Annotated in this window: 15 protein-coding genes; 8 read left to right on the top strand and 7 right to left on the bottom strand. The window is 71.5% G+C overall.

Going from position 1 to position 22,392, the window contains the following annotated elements:
• Nucleotides 1-83: 83 nt before the first annotated feature.
• The gene (locus CG740_RS25150) at nucleotides 84-662 is read left to right on the top strand and encodes a methyltransferase family protein (RefSeq protein WP_100577533.1); all 579 of its coding nucleotides are present in this window, start codon (nucleotides 84-86) and stop codon (nucleotides 660-662) included.
• 18 nt (nucleotides 663-680) lie between these two features.
• Here CG740_RS25150 and CG740_RS25145 read toward each other — a convergent pair whose 3' ends face one another.
• Genes CG740_RS25145 through CG740_RS25130 form a run of 4 tightly spaced genes read right to left on the bottom strand, consistent with a single transcriptional unit; the run spans nucleotide 681 to nucleotide 4,333 of the window.
• Nucleotides 681-1,325: a response regulator gene (locus CG740_RS25145; protein WP_100577532.1), complete on the bottom strand. Its 645-nt coding sequence runs from the start codon at nucleotides 1,323-1,325 to the stop codon at nucleotides 681-683.
• Nucleotides 1,315-2,583 (bottom strand): sensor histidine kinase, encoded by a 1,269-nt coding sequence (locus tag CG740_RS25140; RefSeq protein ID WP_100577531.1) that lies wholly within the window; start codon nucleotides 2,581-2,583, stop codon nucleotides 1,315-1,317. The genes CG740_RS25145 and CG740_RS25140 overlap by 11 nt, the downstream gene beginning before the upstream one ends.
• A gap of 59 nt (nucleotides 2,584-2,642) precedes the next feature.
• Nucleotides 2,643-3,434, bottom strand: coding sequence for an ABC transporter permease (locus CG740_RS25135; protein WP_100577530.1), 792 nt, complete (start codon nucleotides 3,432-3,434; stop codon nucleotides 2,643-2,645).
• Nucleotides 3,431-4,333 carry an ABC transporter ATP-binding protein gene (locus CG740_RS25130; RefSeq protein ID WP_199846563.1) on the bottom strand — a complete coding sequence of 301 codons (903 nt, stop codon included), beginning with the start codon at nucleotides 4,331-4,333 and terminating at the stop codon, nucleotides 3,431-3,433. The genes CG740_RS25135 and CG740_RS25130 overlap by 4 nt, the downstream gene beginning before the upstream one ends.
• Before the next feature lie 186 nt (nucleotides 4,334-4,519).
• Here CG740_RS25130 and CG740_RS25125 point away from each other — a divergent pair, with 186 nt between their 5' ends.
• The 3 genes from CG740_RS25125 to CG740_RS25115 all read left to right on the top strand — a co-directional run bounded on the left by CG740_RS25125 (nucleotide 4,520) and on the right by CG740_RS25115 (nucleotide 9,617).
• The gene (locus CG740_RS25125; protein ID WP_100577528.1) at nucleotides 4,520-6,523 is read left to right on the top strand and encodes an ABC transporter ATP-binding protein; all 2,004 of its coding nucleotides are present in this window, start codon (nucleotides 4,520-4,522) and stop codon (nucleotides 6,521-6,523) included.
• Nucleotides 6,520-8,373: an ABC transporter ATP-binding protein gene (locus tag CG740_RS25120; protein WP_100577527.1), complete on the top strand. Its 1,854-nt coding sequence runs from the start codon at nucleotides 6,520-6,522 to the stop codon at nucleotides 8,371-8,373. The genes CG740_RS25125 and CG740_RS25120 overlap by 4 nt, the downstream gene beginning before the upstream one ends.
• Nucleotides 8,374-8,465: 92 nt before the next feature.
• Nucleotides 8,466-9,617, top strand: coding sequence for a DUF1266 domain-containing protein (locus tag CG740_RS25115; RefSeq protein WP_234376476.1), 1,152 nt, complete (start codon nucleotides 8,466-8,468; stop codon nucleotides 9,615-9,617).
• 38 nt (nucleotides 9,618-9,655) lie between these two features.
• On the opposite strand, the gene CG740_RS25110 is transcribed toward CG740_RS25115, so the two are convergent.
• Both CG740_RS25110 and CG740_RS25105 read right to left on the bottom strand, forming a co-directional pair.
• Entirely contained in the window at nucleotides 9,656-10,162 is a 507-nt protein-coding gene (locus CG740_RS25110; RefSeq protein WP_100577633.1) for a DinB family protein, read from the bottom strand.
• A 491-nt stretch (nucleotides 10,163-10,653) separates the two neighbouring features.
• On the bottom strand, nucleotides 10,654-12,177 hold the full coding sequence (locus CG740_RS25105; protein ID WP_234376475.1) for an MFS transporter: 1,524 nt from the start codon (nucleotides 12,175-12,177) through the stop codon (nucleotides 10,654-10,656).
• Nucleotides 12,178-12,290: 113 nt separating this feature from the next.
• Between CG740_RS25105 and CG740_RS25100 the strand changes: the two genes are divergently transcribed.
• Complete coding sequence (locus CG740_RS25100; protein WP_100577526.1) at nucleotides 12,291-13,202, top strand: TetR/AcrR family transcriptional regulator C-terminal domain-containing protein; 912 nt, start codon at nucleotides 12,291-12,293, stop codon at nucleotides 13,200-13,202.
• A gap of 203 nt (nucleotides 13,203-13,405) precedes the next feature.
• Nucleotides 13,406-15,439, top strand: a complete 2,034-nt coding sequence (locus CG740_RS25095; RefSeq protein WP_100577525.1) for a M4 family metallopeptidase — start codon at nucleotides 13,406-13,408, stop codon at nucleotides 15,437-15,439.
• Between the two features lie 84 nt (nucleotides 15,440-15,523).
• Here CG740_RS25095 and glgP read toward each other — a convergent pair whose 3' ends face one another.
• Nucleotides 15,524-18,154: an alpha-glucan family phosphorylase gene (glgP, locus tag CG740_RS25090; RefSeq protein ID WP_100577524.1), complete on the bottom strand. Its 2,631-nt coding sequence runs from the start codon at nucleotides 18,152-18,154 to the stop codon at nucleotides 15,524-15,526.
• Nucleotides 18,155-18,509: 355 nt separating this feature from the next.
• Between glgP and CG740_RS25085 the strand changes: the two genes are divergently transcribed.
• Complete coding sequence (locus CG740_RS25085) at nucleotides 18,510-20,609, top strand: alpha-1,4-glucan--maltose-1-phosphate maltosyltransferase (protein WP_100577523.1); 2,100 nt, start codon at nucleotides 18,510-18,512, stop codon at nucleotides 20,607-20,609.
• The gene (treS, locus tag CG740_RS25080) at nucleotides 20,606-22,321 is read left to right on the top strand and encodes a maltose alpha-D-glucosyltransferase (RefSeq protein ID WP_100577522.1); all 1,716 of its coding nucleotides are present in this window, start codon (nucleotides 20,606-20,608) and stop codon (nucleotides 22,319-22,321) included. Before CG740_RS25085 ends, treS begins: the two co-directional genes overlap by 4 nt.
• Nucleotides 22,322-22,392: the final 71 nt, after the last annotated feature.

Genomic DNA, 22,392 nt, shown 5'->3' with positions numbered 1-22,392 from the left:
ACGGGCCGATCCGCTCCACCCGCCCCGCCTGGGATCGTCGTATGTGCCGGAGCCAGCGACGCGCGACGAAGGAGTGGTGCGGCATGAGCGGCGACCTCGGTCTGGCGATCCAGATCACCCTGTATGCCTGGCTGGTCTGCGAACTGGGCCTCCAGATCCGCCAGTTGCGGATCAGCGGGCCCACCGAGCGGACCGAGTGGGGCAGCCTGCTCGTCCTGGTCGCGGCGGCCGTCGCGATCTCCCTCGCGGCCCACCCGGTCGCGCGCGCGACGCCCGCCCTGGACTACTCGACCTCCTCGGCCGCGGCCCGGCTGGCGGTGCTGCTGTTCGCCTGGGCGGGGATAGGCCTGCGGCTGTGGGCCATCGTCACGCTCGGCCGGTTCTTCCGCGGCACGGTCCACATCCAGCGGGACCACGAGGTGGTGCGCTCGGGGCCCTACCGCCGGGTGCGCCACCCCGCGTACAGCGGCATCCTGCTGGCGGGCGTGGCGCTGGGGGTGACCTTCGACAACGCGGCGGCGTTCGCGGTGTTCCTGGCCGGAGCACTGGCCGCGCTGGGCTACCGCATCCACGTGGAGGAGAAGCTCCTGACCAGAGCCCTCGGCACCGCCTACACCCAGTACGCGGCCGCCACTGCCCGGCTGATACCCGGAGTCTGGTGAGCGGGCGCCCCGTTCCCGCTAGCCGAGGATCTTGCGGTCGTACGCCACCGCCACCGCGGCCGCCCGGTCCTTGACGCCCAACTTGCCGTAGAGATGGGTGAGATGGGTCTTCACCGTGGCCTCGCTGATGAACAGGGCACGGGCGATCTCCCGGTTGGAGGTGCCCTTGGCGACCAGTTCGAGGACTTCGCGCTCGCGGCCGGAGAGCGGTTCGCCCGCGGGGACGGCCGGTGTGCGCACCGCCGACACGAGCCGCGAGGCGACCGCCGGGGAGAGCACCGTACGGCCCGCGGCGGCGGCGCGGACCGCGGTGAACAGCTCCTCGCGCGGCGCGTCCTTGAGGAGGTAGCCGGTGGCGCCCGCCTCGATCGCGGGGAGGGTGTCGGAGTCGGTGTCGTAGGTGGTGAGGACGAGGACCTTGGAGCGCAGTCCGCGCCGGGTGAGCTCGGCGATCGCGGCCACTCCCCCGCCGCCGGGCATCCGCAGGTCCATCAGGACGACGTCCGGGTCGAGCCGCTCGGCGAGGTCGACGCCCTCGACGCCGTTGGAGGCCTCGCCGAGGACCGCGAAGCCGTCGGCGGAGGCGAACATACCGCGCAGACCGTCCCGCACTACGGGGTGGTCGTCGCAGATCAGGAGGGTGATGGTGGCGTCAGTGGTCATGGGGCACCAACGGTACGCGGGCCGAGACCGCGGTGCCATGGCCGGGCTCCGACTCGACGGTGAGAGTGCCCGCGATGCGTTCGGCTCGGGCCCGCATCCCGTCCAGGCCGAAGCCCCCGCTGCCCGAGCGGGCCGGCAGGTCCACCGGGTCGAAGCCGCGGCCGTCGTCGCGGACGTCCAGGGAGACCTCGTCGCCCATGAAGGAGAGGGTCACGCCGATGCGCGAGGCCCCGGCGTGGCGGCTCGCGTTGGCGAGGGCCTCCTGGGCGATGCGCAGCAGAGTGGCCTCGATCTCGTCGTGGAGCTGGACGGCGGTGCCGGTCACGGTGAAGTCGGCGCGCACCCCGTGCCGGGTTCCCCATTCGGCGACGGTCTTCTTCAACGCCTCGTGCAGCAGGTCGTGTTCGAGGTCGAGCGGGCTGAGGTTCTGCACCGAGCGGCGGGCCTCGCCGAGGCTGTGGCGGGCCAACGCCTGGGCGCTGGCGAGGTGTTCGCGTACCAGGGCGGGGTCCTTGCTGCTCGTGACCACCTGGAGCTGGGCGATGATGCCGGCCAGGCCCTGGGCGATGGTGTCGTGGATCTCGGCGGCGAGGCGCCGCCGCTCGTCTGCGACGCCGGCTTCCCTTGCCTGGAGCAGGAGTTGGGCGTGCAGGGCGGCGTTCTCGTCGAGGGCCTGCTGGAGCCGGGCGTTGGCGGTCTCCAGGGCGGCGATCGTCTCGACCTGCACCCGGGAGCGCTCGTCCTCCTGGGCGGCGAGATGGCTGAACACCGTCAGCAGGACGCAGTTGATGACGAGCACCGCGCCGAACACCACCCAGCCCATGGTCCCCTTGGGCGGAAGCCCGCCGGACTGCGAACCGGCCATGGTGACGGCGGTGGCGAACAGACCGATCCGCACCAGGCGCCGGGGCAGCACCGCCTGGGCGCCGAAGTAGCCGCAGACGGCGAAGAAGGCGAAGAACGGGTTGAGCCAGGTGAGCGCGAAGGCGATGCCCCAGCGCACGAAGTAGTAGACGGCCCCCGCGGCGCTCGGTCCCGGCCGGGTGCGGCGCCACCGGTCCCAGCCGATCTGGACCAGCAGGGCGCCGCCGACCAGACAGAGCGCGGCCCAGCGGGCGTCCGGGCTCATCAGGAGGTCGGCGGTGGCGGCCGCGGCGAGGCAGCCGATGAACAGCAGGCCGAAGGGGCCCCAGCGGTGGAACACCTCCCAGCGTTCCTCCACCAGGTCCCGCTTCACCTCGTTCACCCCGTCGCTCATGGCACCAGTGTCATCCACGTCGCAGGGCCCGCCGGTACCGCCCCAGCGGGCGATCGCCGTCATTCCCACCGGAACCAGCGGGTCGCGGCGGCCGAGAGCAGCACGGTCCACAGGGCGAGGACGCCGATGTGGTCCCAGCCGGGCCAGCTGCCGGCCGCGGCCTCGGTGAGGGCCTGGGCCGCGGCGCCGAAGGGCAGCAGCTCCACGATGCGGCCGAGCGTGTCGGGCATGGCCTGGACGGGCAGCCACACACCGGCGCTGAACATCATCGGGAAGAACACCGCGGAGCCGATGGCGTTCGCGATCTTGGAGGTGCGCGACACCGCGGAGACCAGGGCGCCGAGGGCGAGCGCGCTCAGCACGGCGAGCAGCAGCGCGAAGGCGTATCCGAACAGCTGGTGCGGCAACGCCACCCGGAAGGCGAGCCGGCCCACCGTGAGGGAGAGGACCGCGGAGATCACCGCGGCCACCCCGTGCAGCCCCATCTGGGCACCGAGCAGGGCCGAGGGGCGGACGGGAGTGACCGACATCCGGCGCAGGATGCCGCGCTCGCGGTATCCGGTGATGACCGGCGGCATCGCCTGGAGCCCGGCCATGATCATGGAGAGGAGCACGGCGACGGGAACGTACGCGTCGACGAAGCGGATGCCGCCGAGCGCCTTGTCGGGGTCGCGGAAGCCCGGGATCGAGCCGAGTACGACCAGCAGGACGGTCGGGAAGACCATGATCCAGAACAGCCCCGCGGGCTCGCGCCGGAAGAGGGTCGCCTCGGTCTTCAGCACGGCCCCGGCGGCCCGGCGGGAGGGACGGGCGGCGCGGGCGGGGCGGGCCGGGGTGAGGGTGGTGGTCATGCCGAGGCCTCCGTCAGGTCCAGGAACGCGTCGTCGAGGGTGGCCTCGGAGACGCGGAGTTGGTGGGCGGTGATGTGGTGCCGGGCGAGCAGGGTGATCACGGCGTTGACGGTCTCGTCGGTGCCGTGGATGGTCACCCGGCCCTGCTTCTCCTCGACGGCGGCGGCCTTCGGCAGCTCGGCGAGCGCGAAGTCGTCGAGCGGGGCCGAGGGGGTGAAGGAGATGACGGTGGAGCCGGCCGCGCGCCGGATGAGGCCCGAGGGGGTGTCCAGGGCGGCGATCCGCCCCTTGTCGATCACGGCGATCCGGTCGCAGAGGCGCTGGGCCTCCTCCATGAAGTGGGTGACCAGAAGGACCGTGACCCCGCCGCGGCGTACGTCCTCGATCAGTTCCCAGGTGTCGCGGCGGGCCCGGGGGTCGAGTCCGGTGGTCAGCTCGTCCAGCACCACCACGCGCGGATTGCCGATGAGGGCCAGCGCGATGAACAGACGCTGTTTCTGGCCACCGGACAGCTTGGCGAAGCGGGTGTCGAGCTTCTCGGCGAGGCCGAGGCGTTCGGCGAGCGGGCGCCAGTCGGCCGGGTCCGGGTAGAAGGAGGCGTACAGCTCAAGGGATTCGCGCACGGTGAGCTTGGGCTGGAGCTCGCTCTCCTGGAGCTGGGCGCCGAGGATGCGGGTCACCTGGTCGTGGTCGGCGACCGGGTCGTACCCGGCCACCCGGATCGTCCCGGCGTCCGGGACGCGCAACCCCTCGATGCACTCGACGGTGGTGGTCTTGCCCGCGCCGTTGGGGCCGAGGATCCCGAAGATCTCCCCTTCCTCGACGGCAAAGCTGACGTCGTCGACAGCGGGCCTGCGGCCGTATGCCTTGCGCACTGCGTTGACTTCGATGATTGCCATGCCCTGAGAATCCCGGCCGGCGGGGGTCCGCCACATCGCCCATCGCGCTCGACCCCGCATCAACCGATCGGTTGATGGGCGGGTACGACCCCCATTGCCTCCGAGCGGTCCTAGGACCAGCGGACCAGCCGGGCCCGGCCGAAACTCGGTGGGCACTGTCGGTGCCCGTCCGTAGGCTCGGCCCTGATGTCCGAAACACATGCAGCTATCAAGGACCAGTCGGCCACGCGCTCACTCCTGAGGCTCTGGCCGTATGTACGCCCCATACGAACTCGCCTGTTCAGCGCGGCATTTGTGGCCATTGTCGCCTCCTGTCTCGGTCTGGTGATCCCGCTCGTCCTGAAGTGGATCGTGGACGGCCCGGTGGCCGACCGCGATCCCGGCGGCGTGTGGCTCGGCGCGCTGTACCTGCTGCTGCTCGGCCTGGCGGAGGCGGCGCTCTTCGGGTACCGGCGATGGCTGGTGGCGCGGCCGCTCGCGAGCGTCGAGGCGGAGATGCGGGCCGATCTGTACCGGCATGTGCAGCGCCTTCCGGTCTCCTTCCACGACCGCTGGGCCTCGGGCCAGCTCCTGTCGCGCGGCACCACGGACCTCATGCTGCTCCGGATGTTCCTGGCGTTCCCGCTGACCTTCCTGGTCGTCAACGCGGTCACCATTCTGGCCGGGTTCGCGATCCTGCTGTCCCAGCAGTGGAGCCTCGGCCTGGTGCTGCTGGTGCCGGTGATTCCGCTGGTCGTCCTCTGCTCGCTCTTCGAGACGCGTTACTCCCTGGTCGCCCGGCAGGCGCAGGACCAGGTGGGCGATCTGACGACGGTTGTCGAGGAGAGCGTGCTCGGCATCCGCATCATCAAGGGGTTCGGGCAGCACCGCAGCCAGGCGCTGGCCTTCCGTGAACTCTCCGAGCGGCTGCGCGGCACCGAGCTGGCGAAGGCCCGGCTGCTCGCGGGGCTGTGGGGCCTGATCACCACGATCCCCGAACTCGCCATCGGCGCGGCCCTGGTGCTCGGCACGGTGCAGGTGGCCGACGGCGACCTCTCGGCCGGGACGCTCGTGGCGTTCCTCTCCACGGCCCTCGCGTTGCGCTGGCCGGTCGAGTCGATCGGGTTCCTGCTCGCGATGAGCCAGGAGTCGGCGACGGCTACGGCCCGCTTCTTCGAGGCGATGGACGCGCAGGAGGAAGCGGAGGCGCCGGGCGCCTCCACGAGTCACCCCCCGGGGAAGTTGCCCCCGGGCACCCATCAAGGGCCTTTTTCCCTGGAACCGCTGGAACCCCTGGAAGCCCCTCGGGGCTCCGCCCCGGGACCCGCCTCCGCCGCTGCTTCGCCTGCGGACCTTGCACCGGGGGCGCTGCCTCCGGACCCCCGCTCCTCAAACGCCGGAGGGGCCGAATTGGGGTCGTCCAGCGCCGAGTTGGAACCCCGCGCCGCCGGTCGGACGGCCGGTATCCGGTTCGAAGGGGTCGCCTTTCGCTACCCCGACGCCGCCGACGGCAGTGCCCCTGTCCTCGCGCGCATCGATCTGCACATACGGCCGGGCGAGACCATGGCCCTGGTCGGCGGGACCGGGTCGGGCAAGACCACGCTCACCGCGCTCGTGCCGCGACTGCACGAGGTCAGCGGCGGGCGGATCACGCTCGACGGCGAGGACATCGCGCACATGACGCGGGACCGGCTGCGCGGTCTCGTCTCCGTGGCGTTCGAGGAACCCACCCTGTTCTCCGCCACCGTCGGCGAGAACGTCGCGATGGGCGGCGGGAGTCCGGACGATCTGGAGCGGGCGCTCGACATCGCGCAGGCCCAGTTCGTCCGGCGGCTGCCGCAGGGCGTGGACACCCAGGTCGGCGAGCAGGGGCTCAGCCTGTCCGGCGGCCAGCGCCAGCGGCTCGCGCTGGCCCGGGCGGTCGTGGGGCGGCCGAGGTTCCTGATCCTCGACGACCCCCTGTCGGCCCTGGACGTCCACACCGAGGCACTGGTCGAGGCGGCGCTGCGCCGGGTGCTCCAGGACACCACCGCGCTGGTCGTCGCGCACCGCCCTTCCACCGTGCTGCTCGCCGACCGGGTGGCACTGCTCTCGGAGGGCCGCATCAGCGCCGTCGGCACCCATCAGGAACTGCTGCGCGGCAGCGCCGAATACGCCTGGCTGATGTCCGGCGCAGATGTCCGGCACGACGAGGGGGAGGACCGGCGATGACCACGACCGTCGGGGAGCAGAAGACCACGGGCGACGAGGAGTTGAGGCCCGCCGGGGACGGCGATCCCTTCGACCGGGACGAGCTGCCCGCGCCGCCCGGAGCGACCAGGGCCCTGCTCGGCTCACTGCTGCGCCCGCTGCGCCGGGGCGTGGTGATCGCGACCCTGATGCTGGTGGTGCAGCAGGCGGCGGCCCAGGCGGGCCCCCTGCTCGTGGCGTACGCCATCGACCGGGGCGTCCCCGCCTTCCGGGCCCACGACCACGGCCCGCTGATCGCCGTCGGCGTCGGATATGTGCTGTGCGCGCTGGCCTCCGGTTTCTTCCAGTACGCGTTCGTACGGGCCTCGGCGGTCGTCAACCAGGGCGTGCTGCTCGATCTGCGCGGCCGGATCTTCCGGCACGCTCAGGCGCTGAGCGTGGACTTCCACGAGCGCTACACCTCGGGCCGGCTGATCTCGCGCTCCACCACCGACGTCGAGTCGTTGCGCGAACTGCTCAGCGAGGGCCTTCAGGAGCTGATCGGGGTGATCCTCTCCTCGGTCTACATCTGCGCGATGCTGCTCTGGCTGGACTGGGGCATCGGCGCACTCGCCGTCGCCTCCTACCTGCCGCTGCATTTCCTGATCCGCCGCTACCAGCGCCGCGCCGGGGTCGTGTACGCGGCCCGGTCCACGGCGACCGCCGCGGTGATCGTCAAGTTCGCCGAAACGCTCAACGGCATCCGGCCGGTGCAGGCGTTCCGTCGTGAGCGGGCCAACGACGCCGAGTTCAAGGTGCTGAACCAGCGCCACGAGCGGACCAACGGCGACGCGCTCCTGGAGATGGCCCGGTATGTGGTGGGTTCCCGGCTCACCGCCAACATCGCGGTCGCCGCGATGGTCCTGTGGGGCGCGACGCGGGTCGCGGACGGGGATCTCGAACTGGGCGTGCTCGCGGCCGCGGTCCTGTACCTGCGCCGCCTGTACGACCCCATCGACCGGCTCGGCATGTTCCTCAACTCCTACCAGTCGGCGGCCGCGTCCCTGGAGAAGGTCGCCGGGCTGCTCGCCCAGACGCCGTCGGTCCCCGAGGCGGCCCGGCCGGTCCCGCTGCCCGGGGCGGCGGGTGAACTCCCGGGCCGCCGGGTCGACTTCGAGGGCGTCGGCTTCGGCTACCGCACCGGCGGCGAGGTGCTGCCCCGCTTCGACCTGACCATTCCGGGCGGCCAGACCGTCGCCGTGGTCGGCTCGACGGGCGCGGGCAAGTCCACCCTCGCCAAGCTCCTGGCCCGCTTCTACGATCCGACGGCCGGCCACGTCCTGCTCGACGGGACGGATCTGCGCGAGCTGTCCGTACGGGACCTGCGGCGCGGGGTCGTCATGGTCACCCAGGAGGCTTTCCTGTTCTCCGGCACGGTCGCCGAGAACATCGCGATCGGCCGCCCGGACGCCACCCGGGCCGAGATCGAGCAGGCGGCGAAGGCGATCGGCGCACACGACTTCATCGCGAGCCTGCCGGACGGCTACGACACCGACGTCCGCAAGCGGGGCGGTCGCATCTCGGCGGGCCAGCGCCAACTGGTCGCGTTCGCACGGGCGTTGCTCGCCGACCCGGCCGTCCTGATCCTCGACGAGGCGACCAGCTCGCTGGACATCCCGGGTGAGCGGGCGGTGCAGCGCGCCATGCACACCGTCCTCAACGGCCGCACGGCGGTGGTGATCGCGCACCGGCTCTCCACGGTCGAGATCGCGGACCGGGTCCTGGTGATGGAACAGGGCCGGATCGTCGAGGACGGCTCCCCCGGGGACCTGATCGCCGGCACCGGCCGCTTCGCATCCCTGCACCGCGCCTGGCGCGACAGCCTGGCCTGAGCGTGCCGAAAGGACCGGGAGCCCACCCCCACCTGCGGGTTTCCGGTACCTGCCGGGCGGCAACCGGGACCGGGTTCCGTAGGATCGGGGGCGTGGCAACGGGGACGAGTACCAACTGGGCGGCGCCGACGGAGACCGAGTGGCTGCTGCACACGGCGGGGCTGCGCGGCGATGTGGCGGCGCAGCTGCGGGTGCTCGCCCGCGAGGAGCTGTACATCGCGGCGCCGAAGGCCGAGGTCGACGCCCGGCCCGACCGGATCCACTGGCCCGCCTACCGGGACGCGTCAGGCCGGCGGATCAAGCCGGTGCTCACCCGGGGGATGCTGCCGCCCTGGCATCCGGACTGGGTGTTCCACGGGGTGTCCCTGCGCTGGATCGCCGACTCCGGCCTCCTGGACGGGCGGGCCCTGCTCGCGGTCAACGCCGGCACTCCGGCCCAGGCCGTCCTGCCCACCGGGCCCGACCACCTCGCCCACTGGCGCCGGCTCCACGTGGAGGTGGACCGCCCGGCCCGCCTGATCGGCCTGCGCCACGGCGCGTTGCGCGGCCCGCTGGCGTACGGGCTGGCCTGCGGCGCGCATCTGGCGCTCAGCAACGACGTCCCGTGGAACGAGGTGGGCTCCGTCTACCGGGAATACACCGAACAACTCCGCATGCTGCGCGATTCGTGGGGCATCACCGAACGGGCGCACTGGCAGCAGCAGTTGGACGCGCTGCTCGACGCGCGCAACAGCCCAGCCGAGCCCGACTTCGTCCTGCGCGTACGCGAGGAGCTGCGGGCTGGCCTGGACGAGGCGCCGCCCGCGGAGCTGTGGCGCGAGACGGCGGCCGGGCACGCCCAGGACATCGGGGTGGGCCATGACGCCGTCCGGGAGATCGAGGAGCTGGTGCGGCGCATCATCCGCTACGAGGCCCGGTTCCGGGCGGACGGCCTGCTGCCGCCGGACGGCCGGGTCACCACCGCCGTCGCCTACGACTACGGGCGGGCCGTGAACCTGGCGCGCTGGGGGCTCGCGGCCCGGTTCTGCACCCCGCACGAGGCGGAGCAGGCGATCGTGCACGCGGGGGCCCTGAGCCGGTCGGCGTACCGCTCCTGGGAGGGCTTCTCGGCGGCGTACGCGCTCGGGCGGGTGCTGCGCTTCGACGGGGAATCGTACGGGAGTTACTACCAGGGGAACCTGACCGCGCACCGGATCCTCACCGAGCACGAGGCCAGCCCCTGGCGCAACATCGCCTGGCGCTGAGGCGCGGGTGGCGGGCCGCGGCCTGCCGGTGCGCGGGCTCAGGCGCCCACGGTGCCGTCGATGCCCTCGCGCAGGAGGTCGGCGTGGCCGTTGTGGCGCCCGTACTCCAGGATCATGTGCAGCATCACCATGCGCAGCGACACGTCCTCGCCCCAGCGCGGCTGGACGGCCACGAGGTCGAGGGACTCGGCCTCCCGCTCGACCTTGCGGGAGTGCTCGACCTCGGCCTCCCAGGCGGCGAACGCCTCGGCGCGGGTGGAGCGGCTCGCGTCATAGGCGGCCTGGAAGTCCACCTTGTCGGACCACACCATGGGTGCGTCCTGATCCTCGAACACCCGGCGGAACCAGGCCCGTTCGACCTCCGCCATGTGCCGGACGAGGCCGAGCAGGGAGAGGGTGGACGGGGGCATCGACTGCCGCCGCAGGGCGTCGTCGTCCAGCCCCGCGCACTTCATGGCCAGGGTGGCCCGGTGGTAGTCGAGGAACGCGCGCAGGGTTTCCCGTTCGTCGCCGCAGTGGGGCGGGCCCGTGCGGGGGTCGTTCATGAAGTGCTCCTCGTACGCTTCGGTTCCGGCCGCCGAACAGTACCCGCGCGCCATCCCCGGGGCGACCCAATTCCCCCGGGCCCCTTGGCCCGCAGACCGCGGGGCCGCCCACCCCTGGAACGCCGTTCCACCCAGCACCCCGGGGGCAGGCCCCCAGCTCCGCCCCTTCACCCGCGGACCGCGTCGGCCGTTCGCGCAGTTCCCCGCGCCCCTGAACACGCCGCCCCGCTCAGCACGGAGAAGCGGAGCCCACCGCCCCAAACCCTTCGACTGCGGACCAGTGGGGGCCGTTCGCGCAGTTCCCCGCGCCCCCGAAGGCATCCTTCCCGGACCAGCACGAGGACATCACGCTCCCAGGGGCGCGAGGAACCGCGCGACCAGCCACGGACAGCCCGCACCAAACCGACCACCCCCACCCCCTGAGGGGCGCGGGGAACTGCGCAAAGCACCACCAACCCCCCGCACCCCAAACCCCCCGAGGCCGGGACGCCTCACCTCCCCGGGGGCGAGGGCACCCCCTCAAGTCGAGGCCCCCGCAGCCGGGCGAGCGCAACCCCCGCCGCCCCGGCCATCAGCACCGCCGCACCCAGTGCCGCGCAGTCGAGGCCGCGGGTGAAGGACGCCAGGGCGGGGGCCAAGTCGGGGCCCCGTAGGGACGACAGCGCCCCGCCCAGCGTTTCGCGTGCCGCGCTCGGCGCGCCGGCCATGCCGTGGCGGTAGACCGCCGCGCCTATCGAGCCGAGCACCGCCATCCCGAGCGCGCCGCCCAGCTCCTGCCCGGACTCCATGACCGCCGCCGCGGCCCCGGCCCGGTCGGGCGGCGCCGCCCCGAGGGCCAGTTCGTTCGCGAGGGCCATCGCGGCCACGAGCCCCGAGGTGTAGACCGCGCACGCCGTGAGCGTGAACCACAGTGCCGAGTCCGTACGCACCCGCGTGAGCGCGAGGAAGCCGCACGCCGAGACGGCGAAGCCGGTCGCCATGACCCACCCCCGGTCGAAGCGCCGCGCGAGCACCGCCCCGGCCGGCGCCCCCACGCACGCCCCGAGGGCCGGCACCAGGCTCCACAGGGCCGCCTGGAACGGGCTCTGGCCCAGCACGGACTGGAGGTACTGGGTGAGGAACACCGCCATCCCCACGGTCGCCGCGATGGCGAAGAGGTTGGCGAGCACCGCCCCGCCGTACGTGCGCCGGCGCAGCAGCTCCAGGTCCACCAGGGGGTGGGCGAGCCTCGACTGGCGGCGGACGAACACGTACAGCAGCGCCAGTCCGGCGACGACGGACAGGAGGGGCGGCAACCCGACTCCGTTCCGGGCCAGTTGCTTGACGCCCTGGATCAGCGGGAGCAGCCCCGCGAGGGAGAGGACCGCGCTCACCCAGTCGAAGCGGCCGGCCGGGGGCTGTTTGACCTCGGGCAGCAGCAGGGGTGCCAGGACCAGCAGCAGGACCATGGCCGGCAGGTTGATCAGGAACACCGACCCCCACCAGAAGCGTTCGAGCAGCGCGCCGCTGACGACCGGCCCGAAGGAGATGCCGAGCGTCATGACGCCGGTCCAGGCGGTGACCGCCCGCGCGCGCTGCCCGGCGTCGTGGAAGAGGTTGCGGATCAGGGCCAGCGTGGAGGGCATCAGGGCGGCCCCGCCCACTCCGAGCAACGCCCGCACCGCGATGAGGAGTTGGGGCGAGTCGGCATAGGCCGCGGCCACCGAGGCCAGGCCGAACACGGCCGCCCCCGCGAGCACGAGCCGCCGGCGGCCGACGCGGTCGCCGAGGGCGCCCATGGTGATGAGGAGGCCGGCGAGCACGAAGCCGTACATGTCGAGAATCCACAGCTGCTGGGTGGAGCTGGGCGCGAGGTCCTCGCTGATGAAGGGGATGGCGAAGTAGAGGACGGAGACGTCCATGGAGACGAGCAGCAGGGGCAGCATGAGGACGGCGAGCGCGGTCCATTCCCTGCGTCCGGCACGCGGCGGCGCCGGGTCGGTGCGGCCCGCGAGGGGGCCGGTCGTGGTGTCCATGCGGGGAGCGAACAGCGCGGCCGCGTACATCGCAACGACAGGGCTGGTGCACCCCTGAAGCACCCGTGTATCAGCTGGCAGGACGCCGTCCGGCGCACTAGTACACTCCGGCCGTGACCGAGCTGCCGCCCTACCTCGCCATCGCCGACGGCATCCGGCGCCGCATCGCCTCGGGCGAGCTGGCGCCGGGTGACCGGGTGCCGTCCACGCGGGCCATCGTGCGCGAGTCGGGGGTGGCGATGGCGACCGCGACCAAGGCGCTGGCCGCTCTCGCCCGGGAGGGCCTGGTGCGGGCGGTGCCCGGAGTGGGCACGGTCGTCGCCGAGGTGACGTCGGCGCGTGCCGCGCACGAGGGCGCGGCGCCCTTGAGCCGCGAGGCGCTGGTGCGCGTCGCCGTGCGCATCGCGGACTCCGAGGGGCTGGCCGGGGTGTCGATGCGCCGGATCGCGAGTGATCTCGGCACGTCGACGATGGCCCTGTACCGGCACGTCGCGAGCAAGGGCGAGCTCGTCCGCCTGATGACGGACGCGGGGTTCGGGGAGATGTCGCTCGGGCACCCGGCCGCCGACTGGCGGGCCCAACTGGAGCGCGCGACAGGGCAGTTGTGGTCTGCCTACCGCAGGCACCCCTGGATGGCCCGGGCGATGGCCTCCTTCAACCGGCCGCACCCGATGCCCCGGGCGATGAAGTACACCGAGTGGGTGCTGCAGGCACTGCGCGGCACCGGACTGCGTGTGCACGAGGTGATGCATGTGCACCTGTCGCTCATCGCCTTCGTCCAGGGACTGGGCGTGGCGCTGGAGTTGGAGGGCGAGGCCGTCCAGGACACCGGAGTCTCCGGTGACCAGTGGATGGACCGCCACGAGGGGCGCTTTGCGGCCATCGTGTCAGGAGGCGGCTTCCCCGTCCTGACCACCATCTTCGAACACGAGCCGTTCGAGCTGGACTTGGACTCGCTCTTCGGGTTCGGGCTGGCCCGACTCCTCGACGGCGTCGAAGCACACATCCGTGAAACGTCCGCTTAACGAACGACGACCTTCGGACAACGGACGGTTTTCGGCCAACTTCTTGACGCGCTCCTGACACCGGTTCTCCACTGCTGGCACTCTTCCCCCGTTCCACGCACGAAGTTTTCACGCACCACATCTCGTTGCCGTACTCGCTCCGCTTTGCTCTGCCCGGCCGGCCCCACCCAGTCGACCGGAACCCCCTCGCAGAAGGAGTTCGCGTGAGATCCACGCATCGTCGTCGTGCCACCGCCACCGGCGCCCTGATCGCCGCAGCCGCCATGCTCAGTGTCGGCGTCCAGGCAGGTAGCGCCAGCGCACGCCCCGACGACTCCGCGGCCGCCGCGGCCGTGAAGGCCCAGGCAGTACGCAACACGGGCGCCCTGCCCGTGAGTCTGACCCCCTCCCAGCGTGCCGAGCTCATACGCCAGGCCACGGCCACCACGGCGGCCACGGCCAAGGACCTCGGTCTCAGCGCGCAGGAGAAGCTCGTCGTCCACGACGTGTCCAAGGACCAGGACGGCACCGTCCACACCCGCTACGAGCGCACCTACCAGGGTCTGCCCGTGCTCGGCGGCGACCTGATGGTCGACACCGCGGCCGGCAAGACCAAGGATGTGCTCAAGGCGAACAGCGCGCAGCTCCAGGGCGTCTCCACTGCCGCCCCCGCGAGCGCCCCGGCCACCGCCCAGGGCCAGGCCCTCAAGGCCGCCAAGGCCGCGGGCTCGAAGGCCGACAAGGCCGACAGCGCCCGCAAGGTCATCTGGATGGTCAAGGGCGCGCCGACCCTCGCGTACGAGACGGTCGTGGGCGGAGTGCAGGACGACGGCACCCCGAACCAGCTGCACGTCATCACGGACGCCAAGACGGGCGCCAAGCTGCACCAGTGGCAGGGCATCGAGACCGGTGTCGGCAACACCCGCTACAGCGGCCAGGTCACCCTCAACACCTCGCAGTCCGGGTCGAACTACACCCTGACCGACACCACGCGCGGCAACCACAAGACGTACAACCTGAACCACGGTACGTCCGGCACCGGTTCGCTGTTCACCCAGACCAACGACACCTGGGGTGACGGCACCAACTCCAACGCCGCGACCGCGGGTGCGGACGCGGCCTACGGCGCGGGCGTGACCTGGGACTTCTACAAGAACGTCTTCGGCCGCAGCGGCATCCGGGGCGACGGCGTCGGCGCCTACTCCCGCGTCCACTACGGCAACGCGTACGTCAACGCGTTCTGGGACGACAGCTGCTTCTGCATGACGTACGGCGACGGCACGGGCAACAACGACCCGCTGACCGCGCTCGACGTGGCCGGCCACGAGATGTCGCACGGCGTCACCGCCGCGACCGCGGGCCTGAACTACGCGGACGAGTCGGGCGGTCTGAACGAGGCCACCTCCGACATCTTCGGCACCTCGGTGGAGTTCTACGCGAACAACGCGTCGGACCCGGGTGACTACCTCATCGGCGAGAAGATCAACATCAACGGTGACGGCACCCCGCTGCGCTACATGGACAAGCCGAGCAAGGACGGCGGCTCCGCGGACAGCTGGTACTCCGGCGTCGGCAACCTGGACGTCCACTACTCCTCGGGCCCGGCGAACCACTGGTTCTACCTGGCCTCCGAGGGCAGCGGCACCAAGGTCATCAACGGCGTCACCTACAACTCGCCGACCTCGGACGGCCTTCCGGTCACCGGCATCGGCCGGGACAAGGCGCAGCTGATCTGGTACAAGGCGCTCACCACCAAGTTCAACTCCAGCACGGACTACGCGGGTGCCCGCGCGGGCACCATCGCCGCGGCGACCGAGCTGTACGGCGCCAACAGCGCCGAGGTCACCAACATCACCAACGCCTGGGCGGCCATCAACGTCGGCGCCCGCGCCGGCGGCGGCAACCCCGGCGGCAAGGTCTTCGAGAACACCGCCAGTGTGGCCATCCCGGACTACCCGGGTGCCGCGGTGACCTCGCCGGTCACCGTCTCGGGGATCACCGGCAACGCGCCGGCCGCCCTCCAGGTCGGCGTGAAGATCACGCACACCTACATCGGTGACCTCCAGATCGACCTGGTGGCCCCGAACGGCACCTCGTACCGTCTCCAGAGCTCTTCCTCGGACTCGACGAAGAACCTCAACAAGACGTACACCGTCAACGCCTCCGCGGTCGCCGCCAACGGCGTGTGGAAGCTGAAGGTCCAGGACAAGGCGCGGCAGGACGTCGGCACCATCACCGACTTCAAGCTCACCTTCTGACCAGGCGGCTGGCCGGAAAGTGAAGGTGCCCGGAGCCCACGAGGCTCCGGGCACCGCCCATGTCCGGGTGCAGCAGGACCGGGCTCAGCGCATGAGCACGCCCGCGCCCTCCCCGGTCGTCCCGGTCGGGCCGGCCACCAGGCCCAGCTCCGCGTGGGTCGCGAGGTGGCGGTGGGCCGGAAGCACCCGGACCGTGTAGCCGAACGGGCCCGTGCGGTCGAGCGCCAGAGGCCCCTCGTACATCCAGCGGCCCTCCAGATCGGGGCCGCCCGTCGGCTTCAGCGGGAAGGTCTCGGCGTCCGCGATGGCGTCGGCCGCGTCCACCCGGCCCGCCACGGCCTGCACCTCCACGTCGTCGGGCCCGAGCTCGCCGAGCGCGACCCGGACCTTGAGCGCGAGGGTGGAGCCGAGTTCCGCGGTGCCGTTCGGGGCCGCGACCGGGGCCAGTGCCTCGACGTGGTCGACCGCGACCCGCGGCCAGGCACCGCGCACCCGCGCCTTCCACTGCGCCAACTCCCCGGCGGTGGAGGGGTCCAGGACCCGATGGGCCGCGGCGGCGGGCGCGTAGAGGCGGGTCACGTACTCCCGCACCATCCGGCCCGCGAGCACCTTCGGGCCGAGCGTGGTGAGGGTCTGGCGGACCATCTCGATCCAGCGGTCCGGCAGGCCGGCCGCGCCCCGGTCGTAGAAGCGCGGGGCGACCCGGTCCTCGATGAGGTCGTACAGCGCGTTGGCCTCCAGTTCGTCGCGCCGGTCCTCGTCGGTGGCCGCGCCGTCGGCGGTCGGGATGGCCCAGCCGAAGTCGGGCTCGAACCATTCGTCCCACCAGCCGTCCAGGACGGACAGGTTGAGGCAGCCGTTCAGGGCCGCCTTCATGCCGCTCGTCCCACAGGCCTCCAAGGGGCGCAGCGGATTGTTGAGCCAGACGTCGCAGCCCGGGTAGAGCTTCTGCGCCATTGCCATGCCGTAGTCGGGCAGGAACACGATCCGGTGGCGCACCCTCGGGTCGTCGGCGAACCGCACCAGTTCCTGGACCAGGCGCTTGCCGCCGTCGTCGGCCGGGTGCGCCTTGCCCGCGACGACGATCTGCACCGGCCGGGTCGGATGCAGGAGCAGCTCCATCAGCCGGTCCCGGTCGCGCAGCATCAGCGTGAGCCGCTTGTACGAGGGGACCCGCCGGGCGAAGCCGATGGTGAGCACGTCGGGGCTCAACACCCCGTCGATCCAGCCCAGTTCGGCCGATCCGGCGCCGCGCTGGCGCCAGGAGGCGCGCAGCCGCTCGCGGGCCTCGACGACGAGCTGCTCGCGCAGCTCCCGGCGCAGCTCCCAGATCTCGGCGTCCGGGATGTCGGCGACCGCGTCCCAGCGCTCCGAGCCGCCCACGCTCAGCGCGTCCTCGGTGCGGCCCGCGCCGATCTGGCGGGCGCCGAGCCGCATGACCTCGGGCGCCACCCAGGTCGGGGCGTGCACCCCGTTGGTGACGGAGGTGATCGGCACCTCCTGCGCGTCGAAGCCCGGCCAGAGCCCCGCGAACATCTCCCGGCTGACGGCGCCGTGCAGGGTCGAGACCCCGTTGGCGCGCTGGGCGAGCCGCAGTCCCATGACCGCCATGTTGAAGAGGTTCGGCTCGCCGCCGGGGTAGGTCTCCATGCCGAGCCGGAGGATCCGCTCCACGTCGACACCCGGCAGCTCGCCGTCGTCGCCGAGGTGGCGGGCGACCAGCTCGCGGTCGAAGCGGTCGATCCCGGCCGGCACCGGGGTGTGCGTGGTGAACACGGTCCCGGCCCGCACCGATTCGAGCGCGGCGTCGAACTCCATCCCCTCGCCCGCGAGTTCACGGATGCGTTCGAGCCCGAGGAACCCGGCATGGCCCTCGTTGGTGTGGAACACCTCGGGCGCCGGGTGGCCGGTGAGACGGCAGTACGTGCGCACCGCGCGCACCCCGCCGATGCCGAGCAGCATCTCCTGGAGCAGCCGGTGCTCGCTGCCGCCGCCGTACAGCCGGTCGGTGACGTCGCGCTCGCCGGGCGCGTTGTCCTCGACGTCCGAGTCGAGCATCAGAAGCGGCACCCGGCCGACCCGGGCCAGCCAGACGTTGGCGTGCAGCGCGCGCCCGCCGGGCAGCGCGAGCGAGACCCTGGCCGGGCTGCCGTCCTCCTCCCGAAGGAGCGAGACGGGCAGCTCATTGGGGTCGAGCAGCGGGTAGTGCTCCTGCTGCCAGCCCTCGCGCGAGAGCGACTGGCGGAAGTAGCCGTGCCGGTAGAGGAGGCCGACCCCGATCAGCGGTACGCCGAGGTCGCTGGCGGATTTGAGGTGGTCCCCGGCGAGGATGCCGAGGCCGCCGGAGTATTGGGGCAGGGCCGCGGTGATGCCGAACTCGGGCGAGAAGTAGCCGATGGCACAAGGGAGTTCGCCGCTCTGTTCCTGGTACCAGCGGCGGCCGTGCAGATAGTCGTCGAGGTCGTCGGCGGCGGCGGTGAGCCGGCGCAGGAAGCGACGGTCCTGGGCGAGCGAGTCGAGCCGGGCGGCACCGACGGAGCCGAGCAGCCGCACCGGGTCCCCGCCGGCCGCCCGCCAGCCGTCGGGGTCCACGGACTGGAAGAGTTCTCTGGTCTCGGTGTGCCAGGACCAGCGCAGATTGCGCGCGAGATCGCTGAGCGGCCTCAGGGCGTCGGGCAGGACAGGGCGCACGGTGAATCGACGGATTGCCTTCACGCTTCCACCTTTGCAGGGGACGTACGTATCGGGGTGGGCACACCGCGATGTGCGCCCCTCCTTCACCCCCGAAGGTAGTGCCGACGCGCCCCGCCAACCACAGCGCCTCGCGGCCGGTCCCCCGGATTCCGCTTTTCGCCCCGCCACTCTGATGGACCGTCACGTATCGGCCGTACAGGCGGAGTTCGGCCACGGGTCACGGATGTCCGGTGCGCTCATCTGTCCGAAATCATTACGGGCAGGTAGTTAACAAGCTGCCGGAATGCCCACCCGTACACCGTGGAAGGCTCATCCGGTAACGCATTCCCGCAGTCTCTCCCGCACGCCATTCGAGTGAACGCGGACAGGAGCGGCCATGCCCGCAGCCGGTCAGCCGTCAACGGAGCAGTTAAAAAGGACAGATTCCCGCAAACGCGGCAAACCCTACCAATCACCCGCAGGTGAGCCCGTGAACCCGAACCCGTCAATCGGCCGCATTCCCGTCCTCGACGTACGCCCCGCCGTCGAGTGCGGCACCAGGCCCGCCAAGGCGGTGACCGGGGAGAGCTTCCAGGTCACCGCCACCGTCTTCCGCGAGGGCCACGACGCCGTCGCCGCCAATGTCGTGCTCAGAGATCCCGGTGGGCGCCCGGGCCCCTTCACGCCCATGCGCGAACTCGCCCCCGGCACCGACCGCTGGGGCGCCGAGATCGTCGCCGGTGCCGAGGGCCGCTGGACGTACACGGTCGAGGCCTGGAGCGATCCGGTCGCGACCTGGCGCCACCACGCCGGCATCAAGATCCCGGCCCGCCAGGACACCGACCTGGTCCTGGCCGAGGGCGCCGCGCTCTACGAGCGGGCCGCCGCCGGGGTACCCAAGACCAAGGGCCGGCGCGAGACGGTGCTCGCCGCGGTGGACGCCCTGCGCGACACCCGCCGCACCCCCGCGGCCCGCCTCGCGGCCGCCCTCGCGCCGGAGGTCGACGCGGCCCTCGCCACGCACCCGCTGCGCGACCTGGTCACCGCCTCGGCCCCGATGCCGCTGCTCGTCGAGCGCGAGCGCGCCCTGTTCGGCTCCTGGTACGAGCTGTTCCCGCGCTCGGAGGGAGCCGTGGTCAAGGCGCGCGGCAAGCCGGTCTCCGGCACCTTCCGCACCGCGGCCGAGCGCCTTCCGGCGGTCGCCGCGATGGGCTTCGACGTGGTCTACCTGCCGCCGATCCACCCCATCGGCACCACCCACCGCAAGGGCGCCAACAATTCCCTGACGGCCAGGAAGTGGGACGTCGGCGTGCCGTGGGCGATCGGCTCGGCGGACGGCGGCCACGACGCGGTCCACCCCGACCTCGGCACCCTGGACGACTTCGACGCCTTCGTGGCCGCCGCCCGCGATCTGCGTCTGGAGGTGGCCCTCGACTTCGCGCTCCAGTGCTCCCCCGACCACCCCTGGGTCCAGAAGCACCCCGAGTGGTTCCACCACCGGGCGGACGGGACGATCGCGTACGCCGAGAACCCGCCGAAGAAGTACCAGGACATCTATCCGATCGCCTTCGACGAGGACATGCCGGGCCTGATCGAGGAGACCGTCCGGCTGCTGGGGTTCTGGATGGGGCACGGCGTGCGGATCTTCCGCGTCGACAACCCGCACACCAAGCCGGTGGTCTTCTGGGACAGGGTCATCGCCGAGATCAACGGCTCCGACCCGGACGTGATCTTCCTGGCCGAGGCCTTCACCCGGCCCGCGATGATGCACACGCTCGGCAAGATCGGGTTCCAGCAGTCGTACACGTACTTCACCTGGCGCAACAGCAAGCACGAGCTCACCGAATACGTCACCGAACTGGCGGGCGAGAGTGCGCCCTACATGCGGCCCAACTTCTTCGTGAACACGCCGGACATCCTGCACGGCTACCTCCAGGACGGCGGCCGCCCGGCCTTCGAGGTGCGGGCCGTGCTCGCCGCGACGCTCTCCCCCACCTGGGGCGTCTACGCCGGGTACGAGCTGTGCGAGAACACCCCGGCCAAGCCGGGCAGCGAGGAGTACCTGGACTCGGAGAAGTACCAACTCCGGCCCCGCGACTGGGAGTCGGCCGAGCGCTCGGGCCGCTCCATCGCGCCCTTGATCACCACCCTCAACCGCATCAGGCGTCGCCATCCGGCGCTGCGGCAGCTGCGCTCGGTCCACTTTCACGAGACGGACAACGAGGCGCTGATCGCCTACAGCAAGCGCTCGGGATCGAACACCGTTGTGGTGGTCGCCAACCTCGACCCCCACCACACCCAGGAGGCCACGGTCTCGTTGGACATGCCGGCGCTCGGCCTCGCATGGGACGAGACCGTCCCGGTGCGCGACGAGCTCACCGGAGAGACCTACCACTGGGGCAGGGCCAACTACGTGCGCCTAGAGCCGGGCCGAGCGCCCGCGCACATCCTGGTCCTGCGACCGTCCCCGCCGATCGGAGGGTCACCCACACCATGATCGTCAACGAGCCCGTCCACGACACCTTCGAGGACACCCCAGCCAAGGACCGCGACCCCGAGTGGTTCAAGCGAGCGGTGTTCTACGAGGTGCTCGTGCGGTCCTTCCAGGACAGCAACGGCGACGGCGTCGGGGATCTCAAGGGCATCACCGCCAAGCTGGACTACCTGCAATGGCTGGGTGTCGACTGTCTCTGGCTGCCGCCGTTCTTCAAATCCCCGCTGCGCGACGGCGGTTACGACGTCTCGGACTACACCGCCGTGCTGCCGGAGTTCGGCGACCTCGCCGACTTCGTCGAGTTCGTCGACGCCGCCCACCAGCGCGGCATGCGCGTGATCATCGACTTCGTGATGAACCACACCAGCGACCAGCACGAGTGGTTCCAGGAGTCCCGCCGGGACCCGGAGGGCCCCTACGGCGACTACTACGTCTGGGCCGACGACGACAAGCAGTTCCAGGACGCGCGGATCATCTTCGTCGACACCGAGACGTCCAACTGGACCTTCGACCCGGTCCGCAAGCAGTACTACTGGCACCGCTTCTTCTCGCACCAGCCCGATCTCAACTACGAGAACCCGGCCGTGCAGGAGGAGATCGTCTCCGCGCTGCGCTTCTGGCTCGACCTCGGCATCGACGGCTTCCGCCTGGACGCCGTGCCGTACCTGTACCAGGAGGAGGGAACCAACTGCGAAAACCTTCCGGCAACGCATGAGTTCCTCAAGCGGGTACGGGCCGAGATCGACGCGAGCTACCCGGACACCGTGCTGCTCGCCGAGGCCAACCAGTGGCCCGAGGACGTCGTCGACTACTTCGGCGACTACGCCAAGGGCGGCGACGAGTGCCACATGGCGTTCCACTTCCCGGTGATGCCGCGCATCTTCATGGCGGTGCGCCGCGAGTCGCGCTATCCGGTCTCGGAAATCCTCGCCAAGACCCCGGCGATCCCGAGGAACGCCCAGTGGGGCATCTTCCTGCGCAACCACGACGAGCTCACGCTTGAGATGGTCACGGACGAAGAGCGCGACTACATGTACGCCGAGTACGCCAAGGACCCGCGGATGCGGGCCAACATCGGCATCCGGCGCCGGCTCGCCCCGCTGCTCGACAACGACCGCAACCAGATCGAGCTGTTCACCGCGCTGCTGCTCTCGCTGCCCGGCTCGCCGATCCTGTACTACGGCGACGAGATCGGGATGGGCGACAACATCTGGCTCGGCGACCGCGACGCGGTGCGCACCCCGATGCAGTGGACGCCCGACCGCAACGCGGGCTTCTCCTCCTGCGACCCGGGCCGGCTCTATCTGCCCACGATCATGGACCCGGTCTACGGCTACCAGGTGACCAACGTCGAGGCGGCCATGGCCTCGCCGTCCTCGCTCCTGCACTGGACCCGGCGGATGATCGAGATCCGCAAGCAGAACCCGGCCTTCGGGCTCGGCTCGTACACCGAGCTGATGTCGTCGAACCCGGCCGTGCTCGCCTTCCTGCGCGAGCGCGGCGACGACCTGGTGCTGTGCGTGCACAACTTCTCGCGCTTCCCGCAGCCCACCGAGCTGGATCTGAGGGCGTTCAACGGGATGCACCCGGTGGAGCTGATCGGCGGAGTGCGCTTCCCCGCCATCGGCGAATGGCCGTATCTGCTCACCCTGGCCGGCCACGGTTTCTACTGGTTCCGGCTGCGGAAGGACCCCGTTCCACCCGCCATCGGCTGACCGTCGCCCGGGGCGGGGCGGGTTTCCACCGCTCCGCCCGGGGCACTCTGAAACCCGAACCCCGCGCGCCG

It is taken from the genome of Streptomyces sp. CB01201 (assembly GCF_002803085.1).
Taxonomy (GTDB): Bacteria; Actinomycetota; Actinomycetes; order Streptomycetales; family Streptomycetaceae; genus Streptomyces; species Streptomyces hundungensis.
Note: the sequence above shows the minus strand (reverse complement) of the source record. Positions and strands in the feature narration are given on the sequence as shown.